The following is a 21,229-nucleotide window of genomic DNA, read 5'->3' as shown; positions in this document are numbered from 1 at the left end:
CACGAGGATTCGGCCTGCACCGAACCTCGGCAGCCCCCGGCGCGGTTCCCGCACCCTCGTGCCCATGCCCGAACCATCACCCGCGGCCCCGGTGTCCGGGACTCGCCTCCTTTCCGGCAACCCCGCGTTCCGGTCGTTGTGCGCCTCGCGGGCGGTCTCGTTCGTCGGTGACGGGATCACCACGACCGCGCTCGTCCTGCTCGTCGCCCCGCGAGACGGCCCCACGGGGTTGGGTTTGCTGTTGGCGGCGAACGCGCTGCCCCGGCTCGGCGGACCGCTGGCCGGAGTCCTCGCCGACCGGGTCCGGACACGCCGGTTGATGATGCGGTGCGAACTGGCCTCGGCGCTGGTGATCGGGCTGACCGCGATCACGCTGCCGCCCTTGCCGGTACTGACCGCACTGGTGGCGGTCGCCGGGATCCTGGCGACCATCCGGAACCCGGCCGGTCGCAGCCTGGTCCCGGTCCTGGTCGACGCGGCCGACCGCGTCCCGGCCAACGCCCTCTTCGGGCTGGGCCGAACCCTGACGCTCACCGTCGGGCCGGGCTTGGGAGGCCTGCTGGGAGCAGCTCCCGGCGGCGCCCACACCGCGCTGGCCGTCGACGCGGCCACCTTTCTCGCGTCGGCCTTGCTGCTGCGCGGACTCCCGGCCATCGAGCCGGCCCGGGACCCTGGTGCGGTCACGGGTGTGTGGGCCGAAGCGGGGGAAGGGGTGCGGTATGTCGTGGCGGATCGGCAGATCTCGGTGCTGGTTCTGAGTCTCTTCCTGCTCGTCGCCTTCGCCGCGGTGGACAACGTGGCGCTGGTTTTCCTCACCGGGGACGTGATCCACGCCGGCCCAGCCGGGTACGGCGTCGCAGCCAGCGCGTTCGGCGTCGGAATGGTCCTCGCCTCCCTTGCCTGTACCCGGCTGGCCCGTTGGTGCAGACCGACCGCCCTGCTCATCGTCGCCGTGGTGGCCACCGGCGCCGGCACGATCGTCAACGGACTGGCCCCGCTTCTCGTGGTGGTCGTCGCGGCACAGTTGGTGGCGGGCGCCGGCAACGCCGTGGAGAACATCGGGTATGACACAGTCGTGCAGGATCTCGTACCCCGCCCGTTCCTCGGCCGGGTGTTCGGCACCATCGGCACTGCCGCACAGCTGGGAGCCGTTTTCGCCTACGCGCTGGGCAGTTCCCTAGTCGGAGTGGTCGGCGCCCGTGCCACCTTCGTTCTCGCCGGCACCGGGACGTTCTTGGTCCTGCTCCTCCTGGTGCAGTCGTTGCCGCGGCGGGATGTGCCGTGAAACGCGTCGATTCCTTTGTGCCGACAAGCTCGGCGCGTCCTCTGCCGATTCCCTACTCCAGTCGGTAACCGGGTGACTCCGCGGCGTCTACTCTTCGGCCCTAGCTGGCCACGTCAAGGAGGCACCATGCGGAACTCCCGCGTCGTCACCACGGTCGCCGCCGCAGTGCTGCTCGCGGCGGTGGGTCTGGCCACTGGCACGAGCGCCCAGGCGAACACCCCGCCGTCCGGTCACGGCCCGGTCGAGTACCGCGTCCATGACGCGCTGGCCAGAGCCCAGACGCTGGACGCCGTCGGCCTCGACATCGTCAAGCGCCAGGGCAGCGACCTGTTCGTCGTCGGCGACGAGACCACCGGTGCCGAACTGTCCCAGCTCGGCTTCGTCACCGAGGTGAGCAAGCGGTACCCCGCGGCCACCTGGGCGTCCCCGCGGCTGGCACCCGGCGCGGCACCGCAGGACGAGACCTACGACGGCGGCTACCACACGGTGAACGCGCACTACGCGAACCTGACCGCCGCCGCGGCCGCGCACCCCGACCTGGCCACCGTCGTCAACTACGGTCAGTCGTGGCTGAAGCAGCAGGGGCGCGGCGGCTACGACCTGAAGGCCATCTGCATCACGAAAAAGGTCAGCGGCGACTGCGCGATGAACCCGAACTCGGCCAAACCGCGGTTCCTCCTGCAGGCGCAGATCCACGCGCGGGAGATCGCCACGGGCGAGCTCGCCTACAAGTACGTCAACTACCTCGTCAGCGGCTACGGCACCGACAGCACGGTGACGAACCTGTTGAACACCACCGAAATCTGGGTCGTCCCGATTGTCAACCCGGACGGCGTCAACATCGTTCAGCAGGGTGGCAACAACCCGGTGCTGCACCGGAAGAACGCCGACTTCACCAGTGCGGACCTCGCGCGCTGCGGCGATTCGGCGGGCAGCCAGCCGGGCGTCGACAACAACCGGAACTTCGGCTACCACTGGCAGAGCAACACCAGCAGGTGCGATCAGACGACGTCGACGTCCACCGGTTCCGCCGATTCGGAGCCGGAGAACAAGGCGCTGGAACAACTCTGGAGCCAGCTCTTCGGTGACCACCGCGCGGACGGCGCGTCCGACCAGCCCGACGCGTCCGCTCGTGGCACGGCGCTGATGCTGCACAGCTACGCCGGCATCATCATCCTGCCGTGGGAGTACTCGAACACCGTCCACACTCCCAGCGATACCCAGTTCCGCGCGATGGGCAAGGCGATGTCGGCGTTCTCCGGCTACCCGTACGGCCAGGCCGGCGACCTCCTCTACAACGCCGCCGGCGGCTCGGACGACTACGCCTACGGCAAACTCGGCATCGCGTCGTTCACCATCGAACTCGACGGCCCCGGCGCGTGCGACGGCTTCACGCCGAGTTACTCGTGCGTGAACAGCACCTTCTGGCCGTACATGGTCAAGACGTTCAACTACCTCGCGAGCAAGGCTCCGTCGCCGTACAAGTGAGGCGGCGTCGTGTTCATGGTGTACGCAACCTTCGTGGCCACACTCGTCGGAGTGTTCTGATGGACCGGGTTCGCGACGAGCTGCGCCGCGACGTCGGCTGACGCCGGCCGCGAGCGGGTGCTGGGACCCGACCACCCCATAGCCAGGATCATCCGCTCGAACCTCAATGGGGGCAGTCGGTGGCGAGATGCGCTGCTCGTGGACAGGCTCAGGGGCGGTGACTGCGCCGGCATCCCGGGGGACCACCGGATCCACGCCCGGCCGAGCCTGCGCGGGCAGGCGCGCGGACTCGGCCAGGAGCCTGGATCGAGGTTCAGCGCCGTACTAGGTGGTCGAGATCGGCAGCAGTTCATAGCCGACGGTGGACACCGTTCCATCCGGCGCGGTGCGCACGGCGGTGCCGACGATGTCTCCGCCGTCGTTGATGCCGGTCGCGCCTCCCAGCCGCACGTTCGCGGTGGGTGCGATCAGCGAGTTGAGCTCGGTCGCGTGGCCGTCGCGGTAGACGAAGCCGTTGCCGATGCCCGACACATCGGGGAAGACAGCGTCGTCGCCGACGATCACGCCGCCGGTGTTGATCGCGGTGGCGTGCGCGGTGCCCTGGTTGACGCCACGCGGCACGTTCAGGTCGATCGCCTTGCCGCCGCTGAACAGCACCGCGTGGGAGTCGAGGAGCGAGTGCCCGGCGGGCGAGGCCGAACCTACCGCCTGGCCGGCGGTGTTGATGGCCAGCGCTTCGCTCCAGGCGCCGCCGTTGAGCTGGCCGAGCGTGCTGAGCTTTCCGCTGGACCACTCCAGGGCCACCTGGTTGCCGCCTGGCAAGGTGCCGCCCGGGACCGCGGCTTCGCCGACGACCACTCCGTTGCTGTTCTCACCGAGTGCCTCGGTGTCGTTGGAACCACCGAGCGGCGGCAAGGTGGTCACCGTGGTGCCGTTCCGGAGCCACGGCGTGATCGAGTTGCGGCCGCCCTGCCAGCCCACGATTTGCTGTTGATCGTTGATGCCGAACGCGTCCGCCGACCCGGTGGGGTTCAGGCCGAGATCCGATCCGGCGCTGCCGGGCCCCGGCCAGATCGCCGGGCGGGTGATCTCTTGTGCCCCACCGGGGCCCGCCACGTTCTTTTGGTAGTTCCCCACCACCATGCCCTGGTCGTTGATGGACCGCGGCCTGGAGTCCTGGTTGTTCGTGCCGGGGTCGGCCAGGAATAGGGGCGTCGTCGTACCGGCCTTGAGGACGAAGCCCTCCTCTCGCCCGAAGCGCGCCGCGTCGAGACCGACACCGATGATGTCGCCGCGCGCGTTGATCCCGCGGTATTCCAAAGTTGCCGCAGCGCCGAGCACGAGTCTGTACTGCGGACCGGACGCGGCGGCCGTCCCGGGCGCGGCGGTGCCGATTCCCGTGATCAACGCGGCTGCGGACAAGACGGTCACGTGTGACAGCTTGCGCATCGAAACCCTCCCTCGATAGTGATGTCAAGGCGTCGTCACGCAATACGCGCCGGGGTTACACGCCATGGTTCGCGGTTCTGACCCGAAAAGGGGAAATGCTCAGAGCACTTCGAACATTGGTCGTCGGCGGCGATTTATGGGTGCAGCCACTGGCGGCCGCGGCGGACAGGACCCGGATGCCGACGGGCCGTACGAGTCGCGCCCGGCGGACGCGGCGTTCTGGGCCGAGGTGGCGGCACTCGCTGCGCGGCACGGCCGGGTTCTGGTGGAGGAGCAGATCGTCGGCAACCACTCCCGTTGGCATCGCGTCACCGCCGACGCCACGGTGCCCGGCCTCGGTCCGCGCTCTCGTGTCCGTGTGGCCGGACCTGTCGACCGACGTTCTGGCAGTGCTGCGCACGATGGCACCGGACTTCACTGGCCGGGCCGTCGTGGAACACGCCGACGGCCGCATCCACAGCTTCCACGCCGACGGCGATGACCGGGCCGGCCTGACCGAGGCGTTGTCGGGCGCCCGAGCGGCCATACTCCTGACGCTCACCACCGAGGACCACACCCCGCTGCTCGTAGCCGTGCAACCGGACGACGACGGAATCGTCTGCGCTCGCTGGCAGATCTGAACCGCGATGGGCGAGCCGGTGGCCGTTCGACGTGGTCACGAGCGCCGGCGATGCGCGGCCGCCGGACCGGCAGGCCGCGCAGGAGCACATCGAGGAAGGTGCCGAACCCGGGGACGCCCGCACCGAACCCGAGCGTGTTTTCCTCCAGCGCCAGCCAGCCGACGACGGACACCACGCAGATGTATCAGCTCTGTCCGGCGAGATCGTCGTCGACCCCTGCGTGCACCGATGTCCATATAGGACGCGGCGCCACTCCCTGCGTAGCTGCTGAACCCCGGCTCTCCGAGGCAGCGGGCGGTGGCGAGCTTGAGCACCGCCGGCGTACCGTCCGGCCATCGACGTCGCAGAACGGCCGAAGACGCGCCACTCTCGAACAGTTCACCGAGCGCGAGGTCCCACCGGGCAGCCAGTCGTGCAGCGAGTCTTCGGCTGCCGGCGAGAACGACGTCGATCACAGCCGTCGCCGTCGCGGACCAACGCCGGGCCACCGGGGTCCATGTTGGCCGCGGCGAGATCCTGGCTGGCGAGTCAAGATTCCCCATCGGCCTCTTTCGGAGCATGGCTGCCGTGGCCCAGCCCGCGTTCCGATACAGCGGTGCGTCCGCCCATCGGCTTGACCGGCTACGGCGCTGGACCACCAGCATGGGACGTTCGTTTGTGAACGCACTGGTCAACTGGCCACTCAGCTGTCAGCCGGGCTGGTGGCGGCGCAGGGAACTCGGGCCAGTCCGCCGTCGACTACTTGCCTATCCGGAAAGAAGTGAGTACTTTCCAAGTAGGCAAGTAGTCGACGGAGGTAGTCATGGATGAACAGGAAGCAGCCGAGGCTCTCGCCACGGTTCGGGCGCACCAGGACCGGACCCGGCGGGCAGCGCACCTGCCGTGGTGGGTTTATGTGGCGGTCTTCGTGCTGGCCGCCGGGGGAATGGCACTCAACGACGTCATCAGTCTCAGCGGCTCGAAACTCGTCGCCGTCCTGGTCCTCGTGGTGCTGGCCGTGGTGTTCGCGACCAGTCGCGTCAACGGGCCCGCGCCGCTGGGTAGGGTGCGTGGGGTGCAGCGCCGTCAGTCGTTCGTCCCCTGGGTCTTCGGGGTCGTGGCTTTCGTCGCGGCTCTGGGCGCGTGGCTGTTCTCCCGCTACGGCACCGATGTCACCCATGACCTCGCCGACGCTGTCGGGCTGCCCGGGTACCCCAACACCGTGGCCGGGGTGCTCTACGGCGTCGCGTTCACCGGGCTGTTCGCTCTGTCGCAGCTGCTGCTCACGGTGGCCCAGCGGCGAACGGACGCATGACGACTCCGCCACCGTCCGGGCTGGACCGCCTGCTGTCGGACCCCACACGGCTGGCGATCATGTCGGTGCTGTGCGCGGCACAGTGGTGCGATTTCGCCTTTTTGCGGGACGCGGTGTCCCTTTCGGACTCCGCGCTGTCCAAACAGCTGACCACGCTTAAGAAAGACGGCTACGTCGAGCAGCGGCGGACGTACGTCGGGCGGGTGCCCAAGACTTCGGTACAAGCAAGCAGCGAGGGACGGCAACGGTTCCTCGGTCATGTCGAAGAGTTGCGGATGATCGTGGAGCGCGCCCGCAGTCCTCAGTCCGAGTCCGGGGCGAAGTAGTCGCGGTTCAGCGGCCGGTGCGGTTCAGGAGGCCGGTGAGGTAGATGTCGGCTTGGCGGCGGGCAGTGGGTTTCCAATCCGGGACGTGGGGGAGACCCTGCGCCAGCAACGCGCCGAAGCTGACGATGTCGGCTCTGGTCACGTCGGCCCGGATCGAGCCGTCGTCTCGTCCTTGTTCGAGGATCGAGCCCAGTGTCCGGTGGGCTTCGTCCCGGAGCGCGACGGTGGCCTGGTCGCTGGGCGCCGGGCCACCGTGCATCGGGAGCACGAGGTCCGATCCGTGCTCGATGGTGCGTTCGAGGAAGAAGCGGATCTTCTCGATCGGTGGTCCGTCGAGGGCCGCCGCCCGGCGGGCGGTCTCCAGCACCAGCTGGAAGGACCGGTGCGTCAACGCGCCGAGCAGCGCGTCTCGCGAGGGATAGTGTCGATAGACGGTACCGACGCCGACCCCGGCGTCCGCCGCGATGGTGGCCATCGGGACCGCGGTCCCTTCCCGGCGGACCGCGACGGCGGCGGCCGCCAGGACCCGGTCGCGGTTGTCGATCGCATCCCGGCGCAGCTCCCGCCGCCGCTCAGGTCCGCCTTTGCCCTCGCTCACGGCTCAGATCATCGCAGTTCGGTGCCTCGCCGTACTCGTTGACAGCCGATTAGCCGGACGATATCGTCCGTTTATCGCGCCTGAGCGTCGCCGAGTCGCGTGTCCTGACCCCGATCGCCGTCGATCCGGTCCGTGCGAATCCCCGGAAAGTAGGACCGTTGTGACGTTCACCGTCGATCCTCAGGTCGCCGCGATCCTGGCCCCGATGGCCGAAGCCATGGCTGCCGCGCCGCACCCCGCCGTGGGCGACATCGCGACCCGGCGCGTCGCGTTGGAAGCGATGATGGCCGAGACGGCGGCGCTGCAGCCCACCCCGGCCGACGTGACGGTCACCGACTTCCACGCGGTCGCCGGCGACGGCGCGAAGGTGCTGCTGCGCTGGTACGCCAAGGACGGCGCCGCCCCGGGCTCGGCCGCGTTGTACCTGCACGGCGGCGGGATGATCCTGGGCAGCGTCGCGCTCTACGACGCGCCGATCGCCCGGTACGTGTCCGCGAGCGGCGTGCCGATGCTGGCCGTCGATTACCGGCTCGCGCCCGAACACCCCGACCCCACGCCGGTCGAGGACGTCTACACCGGACTGAAGTGGCTCCACGACCACGCCGCCGAACTCGGCGTCGACCCGGACCGGATCGCCGTGATGGGGGACAGCGCCGGTGGCGGCCTGGCCGCCGGGGTGACGCTGCTGGCCCGCGACCGCGGCGGCCCGGCGGTGGCGCGCCAGATCCTGGTCTTCCCGATGCTCGACGACCGCACGACGACGCCGGACCCGGAGCTGGTCCCGTTCGCGACCTGGACCTACGAGGACAACGTCACCGGGTGGTCGGCGCTGCTCGGTGACCGGGCCGGCGGCCCCGACGTCTCGCCGTACGCCGCCGCGGCGCGGGCGACCGACCTGTCGGACTTGCCGCGGACGTACCTCGAGGTGGGCCAGCTGGACATCTTCCGCGACGAAGACCTCGACTACGCCCGGCGGCTCGGCGCGGCCGGGGTCGACGTGGAGTTCCACCTGCACCCCGGGGTGCCGCACGAGTTCGAAACGTTCGCCTGGGACACCGACGTCGCCCGCCGCGCGGTCGCCGATCGCTTGCGTGTCCTCGGTTCCCTCTGACCGTCCATTTCGAACGGAGCCACCCGATGAGCATGGCGTATCTCGCCCAGCCCGACCAGCAGCAGAAACTGGAGTGGCTCGACGGCGGCACGCTGTCGATCCTGCTCGACAGCGCCGCGACCGACGGCCAGTTGATGGTTGGCCGGTTCGACGTCGCCAGGGGTGAGGCGCCGCCGTTTCACCTGCACACCAAGGAAGACGAAGTCTTCATGCTCATCAAGGGCACCGCGCTGGTCTGGGCGGGCGAGGAGGAGATGGAGCTCGCGGAGGGCGGCATCGTCTTCCTGCCCAAGAACATCCCGCACGCCTACCGCATCACGTCCGCGAAGGCGGACCTGCTGATGATCAACACCCCGGCGGGCATCGAGGGCATGTTCCGCCACGCCGGCCGCGACCGGGCCGAGCCCCGGCCGGACGGTTTCGAGATCTCTCCGGCCCGGATGGCCGAGGCAGCGGAGAAGTTCGGGAACGTCATCGTCGGCCCGCCGCGCTGACCCCGCTCAGCCCCACCGACTTTGTCGCCAGGCCGTGTTCGGGCCGCGGCCAAGAGCCTGATCAGGAATTCCCGCCGAAGGTCTGGATCCCTGCGGCCAGCAGGTCGAATGCCTGGTCTACCACCCGTTCCTGATCCGTGGCCACGGTGACGGCCGGATCCCCGGCGATGAGGCGGCGGATGGCGGTGACCACGACGGTGGTCGCCGTGGCCAGGAGCAGCCGGGCGACCAAGTCGGCGCGGACCGGGTCGCCGGTTTCCTCGGCCAGCAGGCGGGCCACGGCGGATTCCAGGGACTCCCGTTGTTCCCGGGCTCGCGAGAGCAGCGCGGGGCTTTCCGCCATCAGGCGTCCGAACCGCGCCATGCCCGGCGCGACGGCGGACAGTGGATGCTTCTGGGCCAGCAGCCGGTGCATCAGCGCCCGGACCGCCTCGACCACACTCTGACCGGGGGGACGCCCCCGGAGGGCGTCGACGAGCAGGTGTTCGGCCTCCGGCTGCAGATCCAGGAGCAGGTCTTCCTTGCGCGGGAAGTAGTTGGTGACCGTGGCCTTGGCGACGCCGGCCGCCTCGGCGATCTCCGCGACGGTGACGGCCTCGAACCCACGCCGGGCGAACAGGCGTGTCGCGGTATCGGAGATGTGCTGCCGTGCTTCCCGCTTCTTGCGGTCCCGCAGTCCCTCGCGCATGACAGGGTTATACCAGTACCAAACTTGACACGGTACTAAATTTAGGACGATGCTAAGTTTCATGAACACTGACGTGGTGGTGGCCGGTGGTGGTCCGGTCGGACTCCTGCTCGCGGCCGAGCTGAGACTTGCCGGTGTCTCCGTGGTCGTCCTGGAGCGCCTGGTCGAGCAGAACCAGGCACTCAAAGCGGGCGGGATCGACGGGCGCAGCACGCAGCTGCTCGTCCGGCGCGGCCTCGGCGCGCGGCTCGCCGAGGAGAGCGCGAAGCACGGCGAGGGGTTCGCCGCGTTTGCCCGCCAGGGCCCCGCACCGGGTGCCGACGGCCCGCCGCGAGCCCGCTTCGGCGGGCACTTCGCGGGCTTGCTGCTGAACGCCGAATCGTCGGCCGAGGCCCCGCCCGGCACGGTCCTGCCGCAGCAGGCGCTGGAGCGGCTGCTCGGCGCGTGGGTGGCCGAGCTCGGCGTGCCGGTGCTGACCGGCCACGAGGTCACCGGCCTCATCCAGGAAGCGGACGGCGTGACCGTGCACGTGCGCACCGGCGACGGCGCGACGACCATGCGGTGCGCCTACCTCGTCGGCTGTGACGGCGGCCGCAGCACCGTCCGCAAGCTGGCCGGGTTCGCGTTCCCCGGCACCGACCCGTTGACCACCGGCTACCAGGCGATGCTCACCCTGGACCCCGCCGTGCCGCTGCCCACCGGATGGCACGCCACCGACGCCGGGCTGTACGCCCACGGGCCGAAACCCGGCCGGATCCTCACCGTGGAATTCGCCGGACCGCCCGCCGACCGCGACGCGCCGGTCACCCCCGCCGAGCTGCAGGACGCGCTGCGCCGCGTCAGCGACACGGACGTGCTCGTCACCGACGTCGAGTCGGCGGCCCGGTTCACCGACAACACCCGCCAGGCGGCGACGTACCGGATGGGCCGGGTGCTGCTGGCCGGTGACGCCGCGCACGTGCACCCACCGTTCGGTGGCCAAGGTCTGAACACCGGTCTGCAGGACGCCGTCAACCTGGGGTGGAAACTGGCCGCGACCGTACGCGGCTGGGCACCCGGCGGGCTGCTGGACAGCTACACCGCCGAACGTCACCCGGTGGCCGAGCGAGTGCTGGAGAACACCCGAGCGCAGATCGCGATCATGCGCCCGGATCCCCATAGCCGCGCGATGCGCGCGCTGTTCGGCCAGCTGCTCGACGCCGACGCGACTCTGACCGACCTGCTGGGAGCCCGGCTGCAAGGTCTCGACATCCGCTACGACGTGGGCCCGCGGACCCACCCGCTGACCGGGCGCCACCTGCCCGACCTCCCAGGCTTGGCCGACGCCATGCGGCTGCCCCGGCCGGTCCTGGCCGATCTGACCGGCTCGCCCGAGTTGCGCGCCGTCGCGGGCGACTGGAGCGACCGGGTCGACGTGCGTCCGCTGGCCGAGACACCCGGCGTGACCGCGCTGCTGGTCCGCCCGGACGGCTACGTCGCCTGGGCCGCGGACGACACTCCCAACGCGACGTCCCTCCGCGACGCCCTGTCCACCTGGTTCGGCGACCCGCGCTGAGCGGTCCCCTCCGGCAAGACCTCCACCGCAGATCACCATGGGCATGCGCAGGGCAAGCGTTCTCCTTGATCGTGCGCAGTTTCGGGATCAGTCCTGCAAGTCTTCGGCAGTGAACGAACGGCGCTCGGTGAGCTGGGCCAGGTGCGCTTCCAGGGTCTCGAGCTGCTCGGGTCCGATTCGGGCTGCCCAGCGGCTGCGCACGTCATCGAACAGGGCGCCGCCGATGGCCATCAGCTCGTGGCCTCGTGGGGTGACCCGCACGCGCTTGCGGCGCGCGTCGCTCGGATCGGGCTCGCGGTCGACGTAGCCGAACCCCTCCAGTACGGCGATGGTCTGCGCGGCCGCCTGTTTGGTGACCGACAGCCGGCGACCGAGCTCGGAGGCGGTGTCCGCACCCGCGTCCACGGCCCGCAAGGCGAACTCGTGCACGGGGCGGACACCTTCGTGGCCGCGCTTCGCGAGCTCCACGTTCACCTCGTCGACCATGGAGTGGAACCCGCCGAGCAGCAGAAGCGCGAGCTCGGCACCGCTGGACTGCGCCATGCGGCCGATCATACGAGGCCCGACCATATAGACAAGTGACTTGTCCATCCTCTAGAGTTCGACAAGTAACTTGTCTATCGGCTCGAAGGGACCTCATGAACCGCATCGCCGCCACCCGCCCCGGTATCGACCACCACCGGGTCAGCCTCAACGGCACCGAACTGCACTACGTCGCCGCCGGCACCGCGGGCTCTCCCGTGCTGCTGGTGCACGGCTTCCCCGAGACCTGGTGGGTGTTCCACAAACTGATCCCCCTGCTCAGCGAGCACCACAGAGTGTTTGCTGTCGACCTTCGCGGATTCGGCGACTCCGCCACCGCCGCGCGCGAGCACTACAGCGCGACCGCGGCGAAAGACCTCAGCGACCTGATCGCCTACCTGGACGTCCGCCGCGTCCACCTCACCGGCCAGGACATCAGCGGCCCCACGACGTTCCGGGTTGCCGCGACCCACCCCGAACTCGTCCGCAGCTACACCGGAATCGAGACCGGGCTCCCGGGATTCGGCGCCGAGATGCTCGCCGATGTCACCCGCGGCGGCGCCTGGCACATCGGCGTTCTCGCCGCCCCCGGCATCCCGGAAATGCTCCTCACCGGACGCGAGCGCGAGTTCCTCACCGACTACGCGATCCCCTCCCTCAGCGCGAGCCCGGACGCGTTCACCGACGCCGACATCGACGAGCTCGTCCGCTCCTACGCCCGACCCGACGCCTTCGCCGGCGCAGCCGGCCTGTACCGGTCATTTCTCTCCGAGGGCGAAGAACTCCGCGCGCTCGCAGCCCGCAAACTGGACATGCCCGTCCTCGCGGTGGCAGGCCGCTCGGCGAACTTCACGCCCGACACGCTGCGGCAGGTCGCCACCGACGTGACGGCCGTCCACATCGAACGGATCGGCCACTACGTGGCGATGGAAGCCCCCGACCAGCTCTCGGCCACCCTCCATTCCTTCTACGCGGACATCGATTGAACGTCAGGTTCTGCCGCTAATCGAACGGCCGATCGCGAGGCACACCTGCTGAACTGGGATCTGGCGCCTCAATGACTAATCCGGTGAAGCCGCAGCCAATCCCGGGCGCCACCATCGCCGACGTGAGCGGCGGCTCCTACGTCGCGGTCGAGGGCGAGGTCCACTCGGCCACTCTCGAACAGCCCGGAGAGGTCGGCGAGCGCCCGGTCGAGTTCTTCGCGAGCGCCAAGGCGTAGAGCCGCGCCCCGCGGCGCACTCGAGGACTCCGGGTGCCGAATCCGGTGGTGGATCCCGAGCGCTCGGCCAGTTTCTCGGCCAGCGTCGCGATCTCGCGCCACCTTCGCCTGCGTCCGCTCGCGGGTCGGAGTTTCCCGCATCGGTGAGAGGGGTTGCGAAGCTGGCCGGGGTTGTGCCCGTGGGGACAGACCAGGCCGGACTTTCGGGCAAGGCTGCGGTCCGGCGGCGCCCATGAACAACCTGATTCCGTTTCCGGCGTCTTCGGAGACAAAGCTTCAAAAAAGGCTGCAGGAGGGGCGCCGAGATGGAATTCACTGCGAAGAACACAATCAAAACTGCCATGGTGGCCGGGGCATTCGCCGCCACCGTTCTGCTTTCCGCGTGCAGCGGGAACAGTGTCGCGGGCAATGGTTCGCCGGCGAAAAACGAGACGGCGACGGCGGCCGTGGAGCAGGTGCCGGAAGGCGGCGGCCAGGGGGCTGCCACCGGAGGTTCCGGTGCTGGGGGTGCCGGTGCCGGCGACGTCGACTGCAGCAAGTACGGCGGCCAGGTCGGCGCCCCCGGGCGGACGAAGATGGACCTGATCGCGGTCGCCGCCACCGACGGCACCACGCCGGGCTGCACCGAGGCGTTCAACGTGATCACCGAGTACTACGGAAAGCTGCCACAGGCCGAAGGCCCGGGCGAGCGGGTGCTCGACGTCCAGGGGAAGTGGACGTGCGCCCGCCAGGCGGGGTTCGCCGGCAGCCAGGGCGCCGTCGTCTGCGGGGTGCCCAACAGTTCCCTGCAGCTGGAGACCAGGCTTTCGGCCGCGACTGTCCGCAAGTTCCCGAACACCACCCAGGAGGTGCAGTTCACCGGGTACGACGCCAGCGTGCAGATGGTCCGCTTCCAGCTGGTCACCCGCCAGAAGGGCGGTCCGGACAACAGCCACTGGGTGCCCCTCGACGGCAAGACCTATCGGCTCCCGCTGCAGAAGGGCGGCAAGGTGTTCAGCGCGGCCACCCTGTGCCCCGGCGAATCGGTCACCATCGACGGTCAGGGCTATGGCAACGGGCCGTGCGGCCAGAATGAGCTGCTCCAGCACCTGAAGGACAACAATTCGATCCTCGCGCAGATCACCGTGAACGACGACGACCAGATCACGACGGTCAAGGAGATCTACCACCCCTGATCCAGTGAAATGGAAACCGGCAGCCGGGGAATTCGCCCGGCTGCCGGTTTTCAGTTGTCAGCCCGGAGAACGGTCCGCGGAAACGCTCACCCGCGATTGTCCGGCACATTGCCACCCCTGGGCATCGAGCGCGGCCAGCGCTACCGGGGGTTCTCGAGGATCGAGCGGATGGTGCTTACGAGCCAGTGGTCGCCTGCTCGCCCAGCGTCCAGCTGAACTGAACCGGCAACTCTTTGGGACCCAACGCGCAGCCGCTCGCCGATGACGATCACCCGTTCGTCGTCGAGCGACACCGGAGTCAGGTCGGAAGCTTCGATGCCGGTACGTCGACGTTCTCGATCGCGGGCGACTCGGTGAACAACTCCGAGGCCCGCTGCCCGAGAGCGGCGCCCACACCGCCGGCCAAGTGCGTCTGCCGACCGGCGTCGTCGGGGAACGCCTCCACCCGGACCAATAGCCCTACCTGAACCATGGCTGCCTCCATCGGTTTGTGTCCACTGCGATCAGCCGGTCATCGCCGGCCTGAGGACCACCTTGGTTCAGCTCGCCTCACAACTGATCGGAGGAACTATTCGATCATTCTTTTGGGGCGGCGAGTTGCACCCAAGGAAATTACCCCCGATATCTTGGTTCCCCTTGGCGGCCAGCGCGTGTGCGGCATCGTGGGCTTCCAGCCGCAACCGCCTCCGCCGGATGAGTAACCAGCGGGTCCATCCGGGCGGGGTGTGTTCACCGGCGGAGAGGGACGCCACGGCCCAGTCGTAGAGCCGCAGCCCTTTTGCGCCGTCGCCGGCCGAGCGACGTTTCCAGTTGTTCCGGTGCCTGCTCGTCCGCGTGGTCGGCTCGGGCAGAACTTGATGACGGCGTCGCGTGCTCTGGGAATCCGGCGCACCACGGCGCATGCCCTTGCCCGCGGTGGCTCCTTTCCCTGCCCCGTCTTCCGGGCCAGTGCGTCGTATCGCGTGCCGACTCCCGGTGATCTTTCCTGGGCTCGGGCTTCTCCGAGTTGTGGTCGCAGCGCGAGTATCGGTCGGCGAGAAAGCCCCTGGTGGGTGCTTAACGAACGACGGGGGAGTCCTCAATGGCCGATGGGTCGGTCTACCGGCGGCGTTCCCGCCGGGACGATAACGGGAAGTCGCTAGGCGACGCGTGCCCGAAGCTGACGAACAGGCGGCACGGGTCAGTGGTACTTCCGCATCGAGTTACCGAGGGACGCGCGGGGAACCGTCGGCCGCGGCGCCGGGGCGGGTACGAGAGTGCGACCGAAGCGGAGGAGGGGCTGCAGCGTGTCCGGGACTTGCTCGGGATCGCCGAGGAGGGCGATACCGAGACTTTGGGCAAGATCGGGGACCTGCTCGCGAGAGTGATCTCAGGGAAGGAGCCCTTGCCCGAGACTCGAGGGTTTCCTGGCGCGGAAGAAGCGCACGGTGAGCCGGAACATGTACCGCTCGTACGAGTCGCATGCCCGGCTGTACCTGCGTCCGCACCTCGGGACGCTTCGTCGTGATCGGTTACGGGTCGAGCACCTGGACGTCCTGTTCGAGACGATCGTGGAGCGCAACGAGCTGATCGCTGAGTACCGGGCCGGCGGCGATCCGCGGAAGATGGCGGCGGTGAAGTGGCAGCGCCCGGTTCTGCGTCCGTTCGTAGATGAGGGGCTGCTGACCCGCAACGTCGCGAAGCTGGTCGAGTTGCCTCCCGTGGTTCGGCCGAAGCCGAAGCTGTGGACTCCGGAGCTGGTCGCGAAGTGGCGGCGGACCGGGGAGGTGCACCACCCGCTCTATGCGCTGTATCACCTCATCGCCTACACCGGTCTCCGGCGAGGTGAAGGCGGACTGGGTGGAGTCGGCCCTGATGTTCACCGAGCTGGACGGCAGCCCGCTGCGCCCGGCCAACCTCGCGGACGAGTTTGCCCGGCTGATCAAGCTGGCCGGCCGGCCCCCGATCACACTGCACGATCTCCGGCACGGTGCGGCGACCCTGGCGCTGAGCGCCGGGGCGGACATGAAGGTGCTCCGGCACTCGTCGATCAAGGTGACGATGGACCTCCACACCAACGTCGCCGAAGAAGTCGCCGCTGATGCGGCGAGGAAGCTGGCCGGAGCGATCCGAGGAAGACTCTGCACCCGGCTTGCGCTCTCGGTCTCCCGAACGACCACAGTGGACAGAGTAAAAGCGGACGAAGCACGTCCAGATACCACAAAACCCCAGGCCGAAGAGACTCAGACCTGGGGTGATGGGGTTGCGCCATCAGGGACTCGAACCCCGAACCCGCTGGTTAAGAGAACGCGTTTTGGGATGTCGGGTGGTGTCGAGTGATGTCGGACAAGACCTTTTCGGCTGGTCACCAGCAATCACTTGTGTCGAACTATACCGCGTTCTGTCGACGTGTGCGAGACCTCTCGGGCACTTCTCGGGCACGTCCGTGCCGGATTCTGCCGAGCTGTTCGTGCAGGTCGATCGTGGTTCGTGGTGTGGACGGCGGGGCAGGGTGGTTGCTGTGTTGAACCCGGGCGAGGGCCGTGATCCGGTGCTGTCGGCGGTGACGCTGATCGTGGGGGTCATCGTGGCTCTGACTTTCTTGTTCGGTTTCGGGAACGTGCTGACGTTGGCACTCCGGTTGGGGGTACCGGCCTGGGTTGCGCCTCTCGTGGCGCCTGCAGTGGATCTGTCGGTGGTCGGCCTACTGATCGCCATTCGGTCCCAGTCGATGCGGGGCGCTCCCGTTGAGGTGATCCGGCCGGCGCGGCGGCTGTTGCTGGCGTCGAGTGTGGTGACATTGGCGTTGAACGTCGCGGAGCCGTTGATCGCTGGTGAGGTGGGGAAGGCGTTGTTCGATGCGGTGGGTCCGTTGTTACTGATCGGCTGGGCGGAGGTCGGACCGACCTTGTTGCAGGCGCTGGCCGCCGTATCCGCCACCGGGTGCCCGACTGATGTTGCCCAGATCGCCGACTCAGGTAGCACTTCGGCAGAGCGAGCAGAAGGCGTGGACGCTGGGTTGCTGGAGCGGGCACGGCATGAGGATCGGCGGCATCGTGAGTTGTATCAGCGTCCGGTCTCTGCCGAGAGTCTCCGGAAGGCGCTGGGAGTAGGCGCCGAGCGGTCGCGCATCTTGGTGAAGCTGGTACGTGCCGAACTCCGTATCTCGGCGTAGGGGCTGCGTTACTTAGAGTAGTCATTTGATGGCGGTGGTCTTACAGGCAGGGTCGTTGAGGTCCAGGGTCATTGAGGTACGGCGCGCAGGCACAATCGAGTGCTTCCTCATGGGACACGAGTCGTGTCTGTGCCGCCGTGACGGCGGACGGCCACAGTTGTGGCGGCCTGGACGAACCCGGCGACGTGTCGCGAGGAACGGTTCAGCGACCATGCGACGACCAGGGTGCTGGGGACTGCGTCCAGGACCGGCACGCAGACCAGTTCGCCGCCCACCTGTCCCAGCGTGGACCGCGCCAGGACTGCGATGGCGCGAGAGCGATCAACGTTTCAGTTGGGTTATGTCGGCGACTTCGGGTCCGGTCGCATTACCGGTTGTCCGGCCATGCCAGCGGGGCAGTGTTTCGCCCCGCAGATCGGCCAGCACAGACTCGCTCGCCGCGCCAGGCGATGCCACTCGGGCAACACCGCTACGCGTGGCTCGGCCATCAAGGCTTCGGCGCCGAGGCCTTGGAGATTCTCGTGCGGGGTGTGCAGCAGTGCCACGTCCGCGCGTCCGTCATGCTGCAGGGCCGCCCGGCCCGCGGCATGGCCGAAGACGATCTCCACCACCGGCACATCCGGCTGCCCATGGCGCGTTCGCTACATGCCGGCGGCCGGTAAGCGCGTTTGGCCAGCCACCGACGGGTGCCGCTCTGATGCACCGCCAGCCGCCGCCGTGCTATGAAGCCGACGTCCGGCGCTTACGACTGCCTGGGTGCCGGGGCGCGGTCAATGGAAGATCTCGGCCAGAAATTCCGAATCGCCGAGTGCGAGGCTGATTGCCGAGGTGGCCTGGGCAACGGCGACGGCAGCGTGGGCGGTAGGCAGGTCCTCGAGTGTGCCGGACGGTTCGCCTTCGGCCGCTGTCGCGGACTTCAGCAATGTTGCGCCGGGGTCGGGGCATCGTGGTTGTTGGCGGAGGAGTTCGGGCCGGTGGCGGAGCACCTGGAGGGTGCGACGCCACCAGGTGTTGATCTCGTTGCGGAGGGCCGGGTCGTCGCGCGGGTCGTCACTGCGCAGTGCGGGCAGATCGGCGGCGAAGCTTCCGGCGATGGCGGGGTCGAGTGCGGCGGCGGCGATGAGGATGTCGGTGCGCAGGCGTTGCATGGTCCGGCGGTCGTCGTCGGTGGAGAGCAGGACGCAGGCTGTGGTGGCGGGATCGAGGAACAGCTCGCGGGCTACCCGGGCTGGTGTGCCGGGGGTGGCGGTCGCCGCGGCGGCTGTGATCAGTGACAGGAGGCTGCGGGCCTTCCGGATGCGTCGGCTGGTGTTGCCGGAGGTGGGGAGGAGTTGTTCGAGCGCAGCGTGGAGATCGTTGTACGGGTCGGCTTCGGGATCGGCGTCGTCGTCTCGGAGGGCTTCGATGGCGCGCAGCGGGGGTAGGACGAGGGCCGCGGTCTTCGTGAGCTGTGCGGTGTCTGCCGCTGTCTGGATGGCGTCGGCGCCCAAGATGATCAGGGCGTCGTGTGCGACGTGGTGCAGCGGCCCGACGGTGACCGCGGTGTCGGCCAACGGCGAGCCGACTTCGTCGAAGGCGGGGCTGTCGAGCAGATCGGGATGCAGCAGGGCTGCGCGGACGAGCACATGCGCCTCGGCCGCGTCGGCGAGCTCCTCGTCATCGTCCTCAACGGCCACGGCGAGGCGTTCGTCGTCGAGCTCGGCGAAGACGCCCACCGCGGGGCTGAGGTCGTCGCTTTCCAGGTCGGCGAGCCAGAGCCACGGCGAGGGGGCGTGGTCGGTGAGGTCATAAGTCAGGGTGGCCAGGGCGCGCAGTCCGGCCCACAGCAGGGCGCGGAGTTGCTCGCGGCTGCGTCGTTCGTCGGCCTCGTCGTCGAGGTTGTCGCTGCGGCGGTTCCATTGCAGGTCGTGGAGTTCCATGAAGTCTTCGACGAGGACGTGGCCGCGCATGCGGTCGTCGTCGTAGTCGATGGCCGGCTGGTCGATCTCGCCGCGCACCGTCTCCAGCAGTTGTTTGGCCAGGGCGGTGTCGCCGCCGCCGTGGCCGGTCAGCGGCCGGCGGGTGCCGGAGATCGCCTCGTGGCGGCCGGCGGCGATCAGGAGCGTGCCGAGCTCACCGCCGATTTCGCGGCCCCAGGGGTGCTGGGCGACGGCACCGGCGACGAGGTCGGCCGCGTCGACTGCTTCGGGGGTGTGGCGGCTTTCGCCGGTGGGGTCGTGCAGGTCGCGTACGGCTCCGGCGATCAGGAACTGGGCGGCCATCTCGAGCAGGTCGTGGCGCAGGTGCTCCGCGACCGGGAACCGCGGGCCGTCGTCGCGCAGCGGCGGCAGCCAGTCGCCATCGGGGTCCGGGGCGGTCAGTTTGGCGGCGCGGAGCGACTCGGTGGTCCAGCCCAGCAGCGCGGGTGCGGCGTCGGCAAGGTGCCGGCCGAGGCTCGCACCGATCGTTGTGGCGACCTCGAGGACGTCGGTGTCGACCGCGAGCCCGATCATGGCGCCGTCGCGGTAGCCCAGCACGCGCATGTCGAGCAGGCCGGGACTACCGGGTTCGTCATCGTCGGTACCGGCAGGGTCGTCTTCGTCCTCGAGCCAGGGGACTGCAGGTACCTCCCAGCCCGCTTCCAGCAGGTCGGCGATCAGCCCCGGCAGTTGCGCTGCGGCGGCCGCGTCGGTGATCGGTTCCGGTGCGGTCATTTCCAGCCACACGGCGTACGGCACACCCTCACCCCTCCACCCACTGGTTACCTTGGCCGGTGCCAGCTTAGGGCGAGCTGTAGGTCGCTGGCTCCCGTTATCGGTGGTGCCGGATTCGTGTCGAGCGACTGGTGCGGTTGCGCCGGCCGGGACGCCGCCGTCCGGACTGGGTGCCGGTGGCGTCGTGGAGGAGGCGTGCGGTGGCTTCGGCCGCGTGGTGGGCGAGGTCGGGCAGCACGGTGGCGTAGGTGTCGGCGGTCAGGGTGATGCTGGAATGGCCGAGCAGGGCTTGGACGGTGCGCAGGTCGTTGCCCGCGGCCAGGGAGAGGCTGGCGGCGCCGTGGCGGAGGTCGTGCAGCCGTACCGGCGGAAGCCCTGACGCGGTGTTGAGCCGGCGGAAGGTGACGGTCAGGAAGTCCGGCTGCAACGGGGCGCCGTTCCGGTCGGAGAAGAGGTACCCGACCGGTTCACTGGTGCCGGGATGAGTGGCCAGCCATTCGATCCGTAGACCCTGCAGCCGGGCGACTGTCGTGTGGTCCAGGGCGATCACCCGGTTACTCGAGGCGCTTTTCGGCGCCGCGAGCTCCAGGTGCTTGCCGACCTGACGGACTTGACGGGCCACGGTGACCGTTCTCGCCCGCAGGTCGACATCTGCCCACTGCAACCCGGCCACTTCGCCTCGCCGTAGCCCGAGCAACGCAACGAGATGGAACAACACGTACAGCGGATGCTCGCGGTGGCGGAGCCAGTTGAGGAACTCGGCGGTCTGCGTGGCGGTCCAAATCGCGACCGCGAGCCGGATCCCGCTCGCCTGCCACAGCGCGATCCGTGTCGGGGTCCACACCACCGGATGCGGCTTCGCCCCGGACGGCAGTTCCACGAAGCGGGCCGGGTTCGAGGCCAGGAGGCCTCGGGGGACTGCGGCGTTGAGTGCGGCGCGCAGGGTGGCGTGGATGCGCTGCAGCGTTGCGGTCGACAACGGCTGGTCGGCGGCCGTATGGGTGCGGATCAGGGAGGTGAACATCGCTTGCACCCGGGCCGGGGTCAGCTCGGTGACTCGTTCCCGCCCGAGGTGTGGTATCAGGTGGCGTCGGACGTGCATGGCGTAGCTGCGCATCGTGGACGGCGAGAGGTTCTCCCGGCTTTCCAGCCACAACCGCAGCCACTGCGCCACCGTGACCGCCGACCCGGAACGCCGTCCAGGGTGGTGGGATTGGACAGGAAGTCCCGCGCCGCGGCCGCTGCCTTCCGTGAGGGGAACCCGCCACGGCGCAGCTGCCGTCGCCTCCCGTTCTTCCCCGGCGGCAGCTCCAGCCGGAAGTACCAGCTCCCATGTCCGCGCACGGCCAGTTTCGGGCAGTGGCTTCCCGACCTGCGGCCCGTCATGGGATCGCGACACCCGCATCGTTTGAACAATCCATCATCCGACGTCATGGCCATGCACCTCATTCACGAAGAAGTGATGCGCCCCGGGTTCTGTGCAGGCTCTGATCTCAGGGAGGATGCAGAGCATGCCGGCACCGAAGAAGTACAGCGACGAGCTGCGTGAGCGGGC

General features: G+C 69.0%; 20 protein-coding genes. 13 read left to right on the top strand and 7 right to left on the bottom strand.

Annotated elements, in window-relative coordinates; all coding sequences use genetic code 11:
* Positions 1–64: 64 nt before the first annotated feature.
* On the top strand, positions 65–1,285 hold the full coding sequence (locus ACZ7OH_RS00100) for an MFS transporter (RefSeq protein WP_470278837.1): 1,221 nt from the start codon (positions 65–67) through the stop codon (positions 1,283–1,285).
* A gap of 126 nt (positions 1,286–1,411) precedes the next feature.
* Positions 1,412–2,773 (top strand): M14 family zinc carboxypeptidase, encoded by a 1,362-nt coding sequence (locus tag ACZ7OH_RS00095; protein WP_470278836.1) that lies wholly within the window; start codon positions 1,412–1,414, stop codon positions 2,771–2,773.
* Positions 2,774–3,097: 324 nt separating this feature from the next.
* On the opposite strand, the gene ACZ7OH_RS00090 is transcribed toward ACZ7OH_RS00095, so the two are convergent.
* Entirely contained in the window at positions 3,098–4,204 is a 1,107-nt protein-coding gene (locus ACZ7OH_RS00090) for a hypothetical protein (RefSeq protein WP_470279551.1), read from the bottom strand.
* A gap of 407 nt (positions 4,205–4,611) precedes the next feature.
* Here ACZ7OH_RS00090 and ACZ7OH_RS00085 point away from each other — a divergent pair, with 407 nt between their 5' ends.
* The 3 genes from ACZ7OH_RS00085 (at position 4,612) to ACZ7OH_RS00075 (ending at position 6,462) form a co-directional block, all read left to right on the top strand.
* Positions 4,612–4,842: a hypothetical protein gene (locus ACZ7OH_RS00085; protein WP_470278835.1), complete on the top strand. Its 231-nt coding sequence runs from the start codon at positions 4,612–4,614 to the stop codon at positions 4,840–4,842.
* 802 nt (positions 4,843–5,644) lie between these two features.
* The gene (locus ACZ7OH_RS00080; protein ID WP_470278834.1) at positions 5,645–6,136 is read left to right on the top strand and encodes a hypothetical protein; all 492 of its coding nucleotides are present in this window, start codon (positions 5,645–5,647) and stop codon (positions 6,134–6,136) included.
* Positions 6,133–6,462 carry a winged helix-turn-helix domain-containing protein gene (locus ACZ7OH_RS00075; protein WP_470278833.1) on the top strand — a complete coding sequence of 110 codons (330 nt, stop codon included), beginning with the start codon at positions 6,133–6,135 and terminating at the stop codon, positions 6,460–6,462. The genes ACZ7OH_RS00080 and ACZ7OH_RS00075 overlap by 4 nt, the downstream gene beginning before the upstream one ends.
* A 7-nt stretch (positions 6,463–6,469) precedes the next feature.
* On the opposite strand, the gene ACZ7OH_RS00070 is transcribed toward ACZ7OH_RS00075, so the two are convergent.
* Positions 6,470–7,060, bottom strand: a complete 591-nt coding sequence (locus tag ACZ7OH_RS00070; RefSeq protein WP_470278832.1) for a TetR/AcrR family transcriptional regulator — start codon at positions 7,058–7,060, stop codon at positions 6,470–6,472.
* Between the two features lie 160 nt (positions 7,061–7,220).
* On the opposite strand from ACZ7OH_RS00070, the gene ACZ7OH_RS00065 reads away from it, so the two are divergent.
* Together ACZ7OH_RS00065 and ACZ7OH_RS00060 are read left to right on the top strand one after the other, a co-directional pair.
* A complete protein-coding gene (locus ACZ7OH_RS00065; protein WP_470278831.1) occupies positions 7,221–8,171 on the top strand; it encodes an alpha/beta hydrolase in 951 nt (316 codons plus the stop codon).
* Between the two features lie 26 nt (positions 8,172–8,197).
* A complete protein-coding gene (locus ACZ7OH_RS00060) occupies positions 8,198–8,665 on the top strand; it encodes a cupin domain-containing protein (RefSeq protein WP_470278830.1) in 468 nt (155 codons plus the stop codon).
* A gap of 61 nt (positions 8,666–8,726) precedes the next feature.
* Here ACZ7OH_RS00060 and ACZ7OH_RS00055 read toward each other — a convergent pair whose 3' ends face one another.
* Positions 8,727–9,353: a TetR/AcrR family transcriptional regulator gene (locus ACZ7OH_RS00055; protein WP_470278829.1), complete on the bottom strand. Its 627-nt coding sequence runs from the start codon at positions 9,351–9,353 to the stop codon at positions 8,727–8,729.
* A 61-nt stretch (positions 9,354–9,414) separates the two neighbouring features.
* Between ACZ7OH_RS00055 and ACZ7OH_RS00050 the strand changes: the two genes are divergently transcribed.
* A complete protein-coding gene (locus ACZ7OH_RS00050) occupies positions 9,415–10,908 on the top strand; it encodes an FAD-dependent monooxygenase (protein ID WP_470278828.1) in 1,494 nt (497 codons plus the stop codon).
* 87 nt (positions 10,909–10,995) lie between these two features.
* Here the strand turns inward: ACZ7OH_RS00050 and ACZ7OH_RS00045 are convergent, their stop codons facing one another.
* Positions 10,996–11,463, bottom strand: a complete 468-nt coding sequence (locus ACZ7OH_RS00045; RefSeq protein WP_470278827.1) for a MarR family winged helix-turn-helix transcriptional regulator — start codon at positions 11,461–11,463, stop codon at positions 10,996–10,998.
* Between the two features lie 83 nt (positions 11,464–11,546).
* On the opposite strand from ACZ7OH_RS00045, the gene ACZ7OH_RS00040 reads away from it, so the two are divergent.
* The 5 genes from ACZ7OH_RS00040 to ACZ7OH_RS00020 all read left to right on the top strand — a co-directional run bounded on the left by ACZ7OH_RS00040 (position 11,547) and on the right by ACZ7OH_RS00020 (position 16,981).
* Positions 11,547–12,416: an alpha/beta fold hydrolase gene (locus tag ACZ7OH_RS00040; protein ID WP_470278826.1), complete on the top strand. Its 870-nt coding sequence runs from the start codon at positions 11,547–11,549 to the stop codon at positions 12,414–12,416.
* A gap of 83 nt (positions 12,417–12,499) precedes the next feature.
* Complete coding sequence (locus tag ACZ7OH_RS00035; protein WP_470278825.1) at positions 12,500–12,652, top strand: hypothetical protein; 153 nt, start codon at positions 12,500–12,502, stop codon at positions 12,650–12,652.
* A 305-nt stretch (positions 12,653–12,957) separates the two neighbouring features.
* Complete coding sequence (locus tag ACZ7OH_RS00030; RefSeq protein WP_470278824.1) at positions 12,958–13,827, top strand: hypothetical protein; 870 nt, start codon at positions 12,958–12,960, stop codon at positions 13,825–13,827.
* 1,854 nt (positions 13,828–15,681) lie between these two features.
* Complete coding sequence (locus tag ACZ7OH_RS00025) at positions 15,682–16,146, top strand: hypothetical protein (protein ID WP_470278823.1); 465 nt, start codon at positions 15,682–15,684, stop codon at positions 16,144–16,146.
* A gap of 181 nt (positions 16,147–16,327) precedes the next feature.
* Complete coding sequence (locus ACZ7OH_RS00020; protein WP_470278822.1) at positions 16,328–16,981, top strand: hypothetical protein; 654 nt, start codon at positions 16,328–16,330, stop codon at positions 16,979–16,981.
* A gap of 338 nt (positions 16,982–17,319) precedes the next feature.
* Here the strand turns inward: ACZ7OH_RS00020 and ACZ7OH_RS00015 are convergent, their stop codons facing one another.
* The 3 genes from ACZ7OH_RS00015 to ACZ7OH_RS00005 form a co-directional block, all read right to left on the bottom strand.
* Entirely contained in the window at positions 17,320–17,589 is a 270-nt protein-coding gene (locus tag ACZ7OH_RS00015) for a LysR substrate-binding domain-containing protein (protein WP_470278821.1), read from the bottom strand.
* A 162-nt stretch (positions 17,590–17,751) separates the two neighbouring features.
* Positions 17,752–19,698 carry a hypothetical protein gene (locus ACZ7OH_RS00010; protein ID WP_470278820.1) on the bottom strand — a complete coding sequence of 649 codons (1,947 nt, stop codon included), beginning with the start codon at positions 19,696–19,698 and terminating at the stop codon, positions 17,752–17,754.
* 73 nt (positions 19,699–19,771) lie between these two features.
* Positions 19,772–20,848, bottom strand: a complete 1,077-nt coding sequence (locus ACZ7OH_RS00005) for a tyrosine-type recombinase/integrase (protein WP_470278819.1) — start codon at positions 20,846–20,848, stop codon at positions 19,772–19,774.
* Between the last annotated feature and the right edge of the window lie 381 nt (positions 20,849–21,229).

The sequence above is a fragment of the Amycolatopsis sp. NPDC114478 genome (assembly GCF_055633805.1).
Note: the sequence above shows the minus strand (reverse complement) of the source record. Positions and strands in the feature narration are given on the sequence as shown.

Excerpts from the sequence above, each read along its gene's own strand:
- ACZ7OH_RS00050 (WP_470278828.1), top strand. The coding sequence starts at position 9,415 with ATGAACACTGACGTGGTGGTGGCCGGTGGTGGTCCGGTCGGACTCCTG.
- ACZ7OH_RS00030 (WP_470278824.1), top strand. The coding sequence starts at position 12,958 with ATGGAATTCACTGCGAAGAACACAATCAAAACTGCCATGGTGGCCGGG.
- ACZ7OH_RS00060 (WP_470278830.1), top strand. The coding sequence starts at position 8,198 with ATGAGCATGGCGTATCTCGCCCAGCCCGACCAGCAGCAGAAACTGGAG.
- ACZ7OH_RS00080 (WP_470278834.1), top strand. The coding sequence starts at position 5,645 with ATGGATGAACAGGAAGCAGCCGAGGCTCTCGCCACGGTTCGGGCGCAC.
- ACZ7OH_RS00055 (WP_470278829.1), bottom strand. The coding sequence starts at position 9,353 with ATGCGCGAGGGACTGCGGGACCGCAAGAAGCGGGAAGCACGGCAGCAC.
- ACZ7OH_RS00100 (WP_470278837.1), top strand. The coding sequence starts at position 65 with ATGCCCGAACCATCACCCGCGGCCCCGGTGTCCGGGACTCGCCTCCTT.
- ACZ7OH_RS00040 (WP_470278826.1), top strand. The coding sequence starts at position 11,547 with ATGAACCGCATCGCCGCCACCCGCCCCGGTATCGACCACCACCGGGTC.
- ACZ7OH_RS00025 (WP_470278823.1), top strand. The coding sequence starts at position 15,682 with ATGTTCACCGAGCTGGACGGCAGCCCGCTGCGCCCGGCCAACCTCGCG.
- ACZ7OH_RS00095 (WP_470278836.1), top strand. The coding sequence starts at position 1,412 with ATGCGGAACTCCCGCGTCGTCACCACGGTCGCCGCCGCAGTGCTGCTC.
- ACZ7OH_RS00045 (WP_470278827.1), bottom strand. The coding sequence starts at position 11,463 with ATGATCGGCCGCATGGCGCAGTCCAGCGGTGCCGAGCTCGCGCTTCTG.
- ACZ7OH_RS00075 (WP_470278833.1), top strand. The coding sequence starts at position 6,133 with ATGACGACTCCGCCACCGTCCGGGCTGGACCGCCTGCTGTCGGACCCC.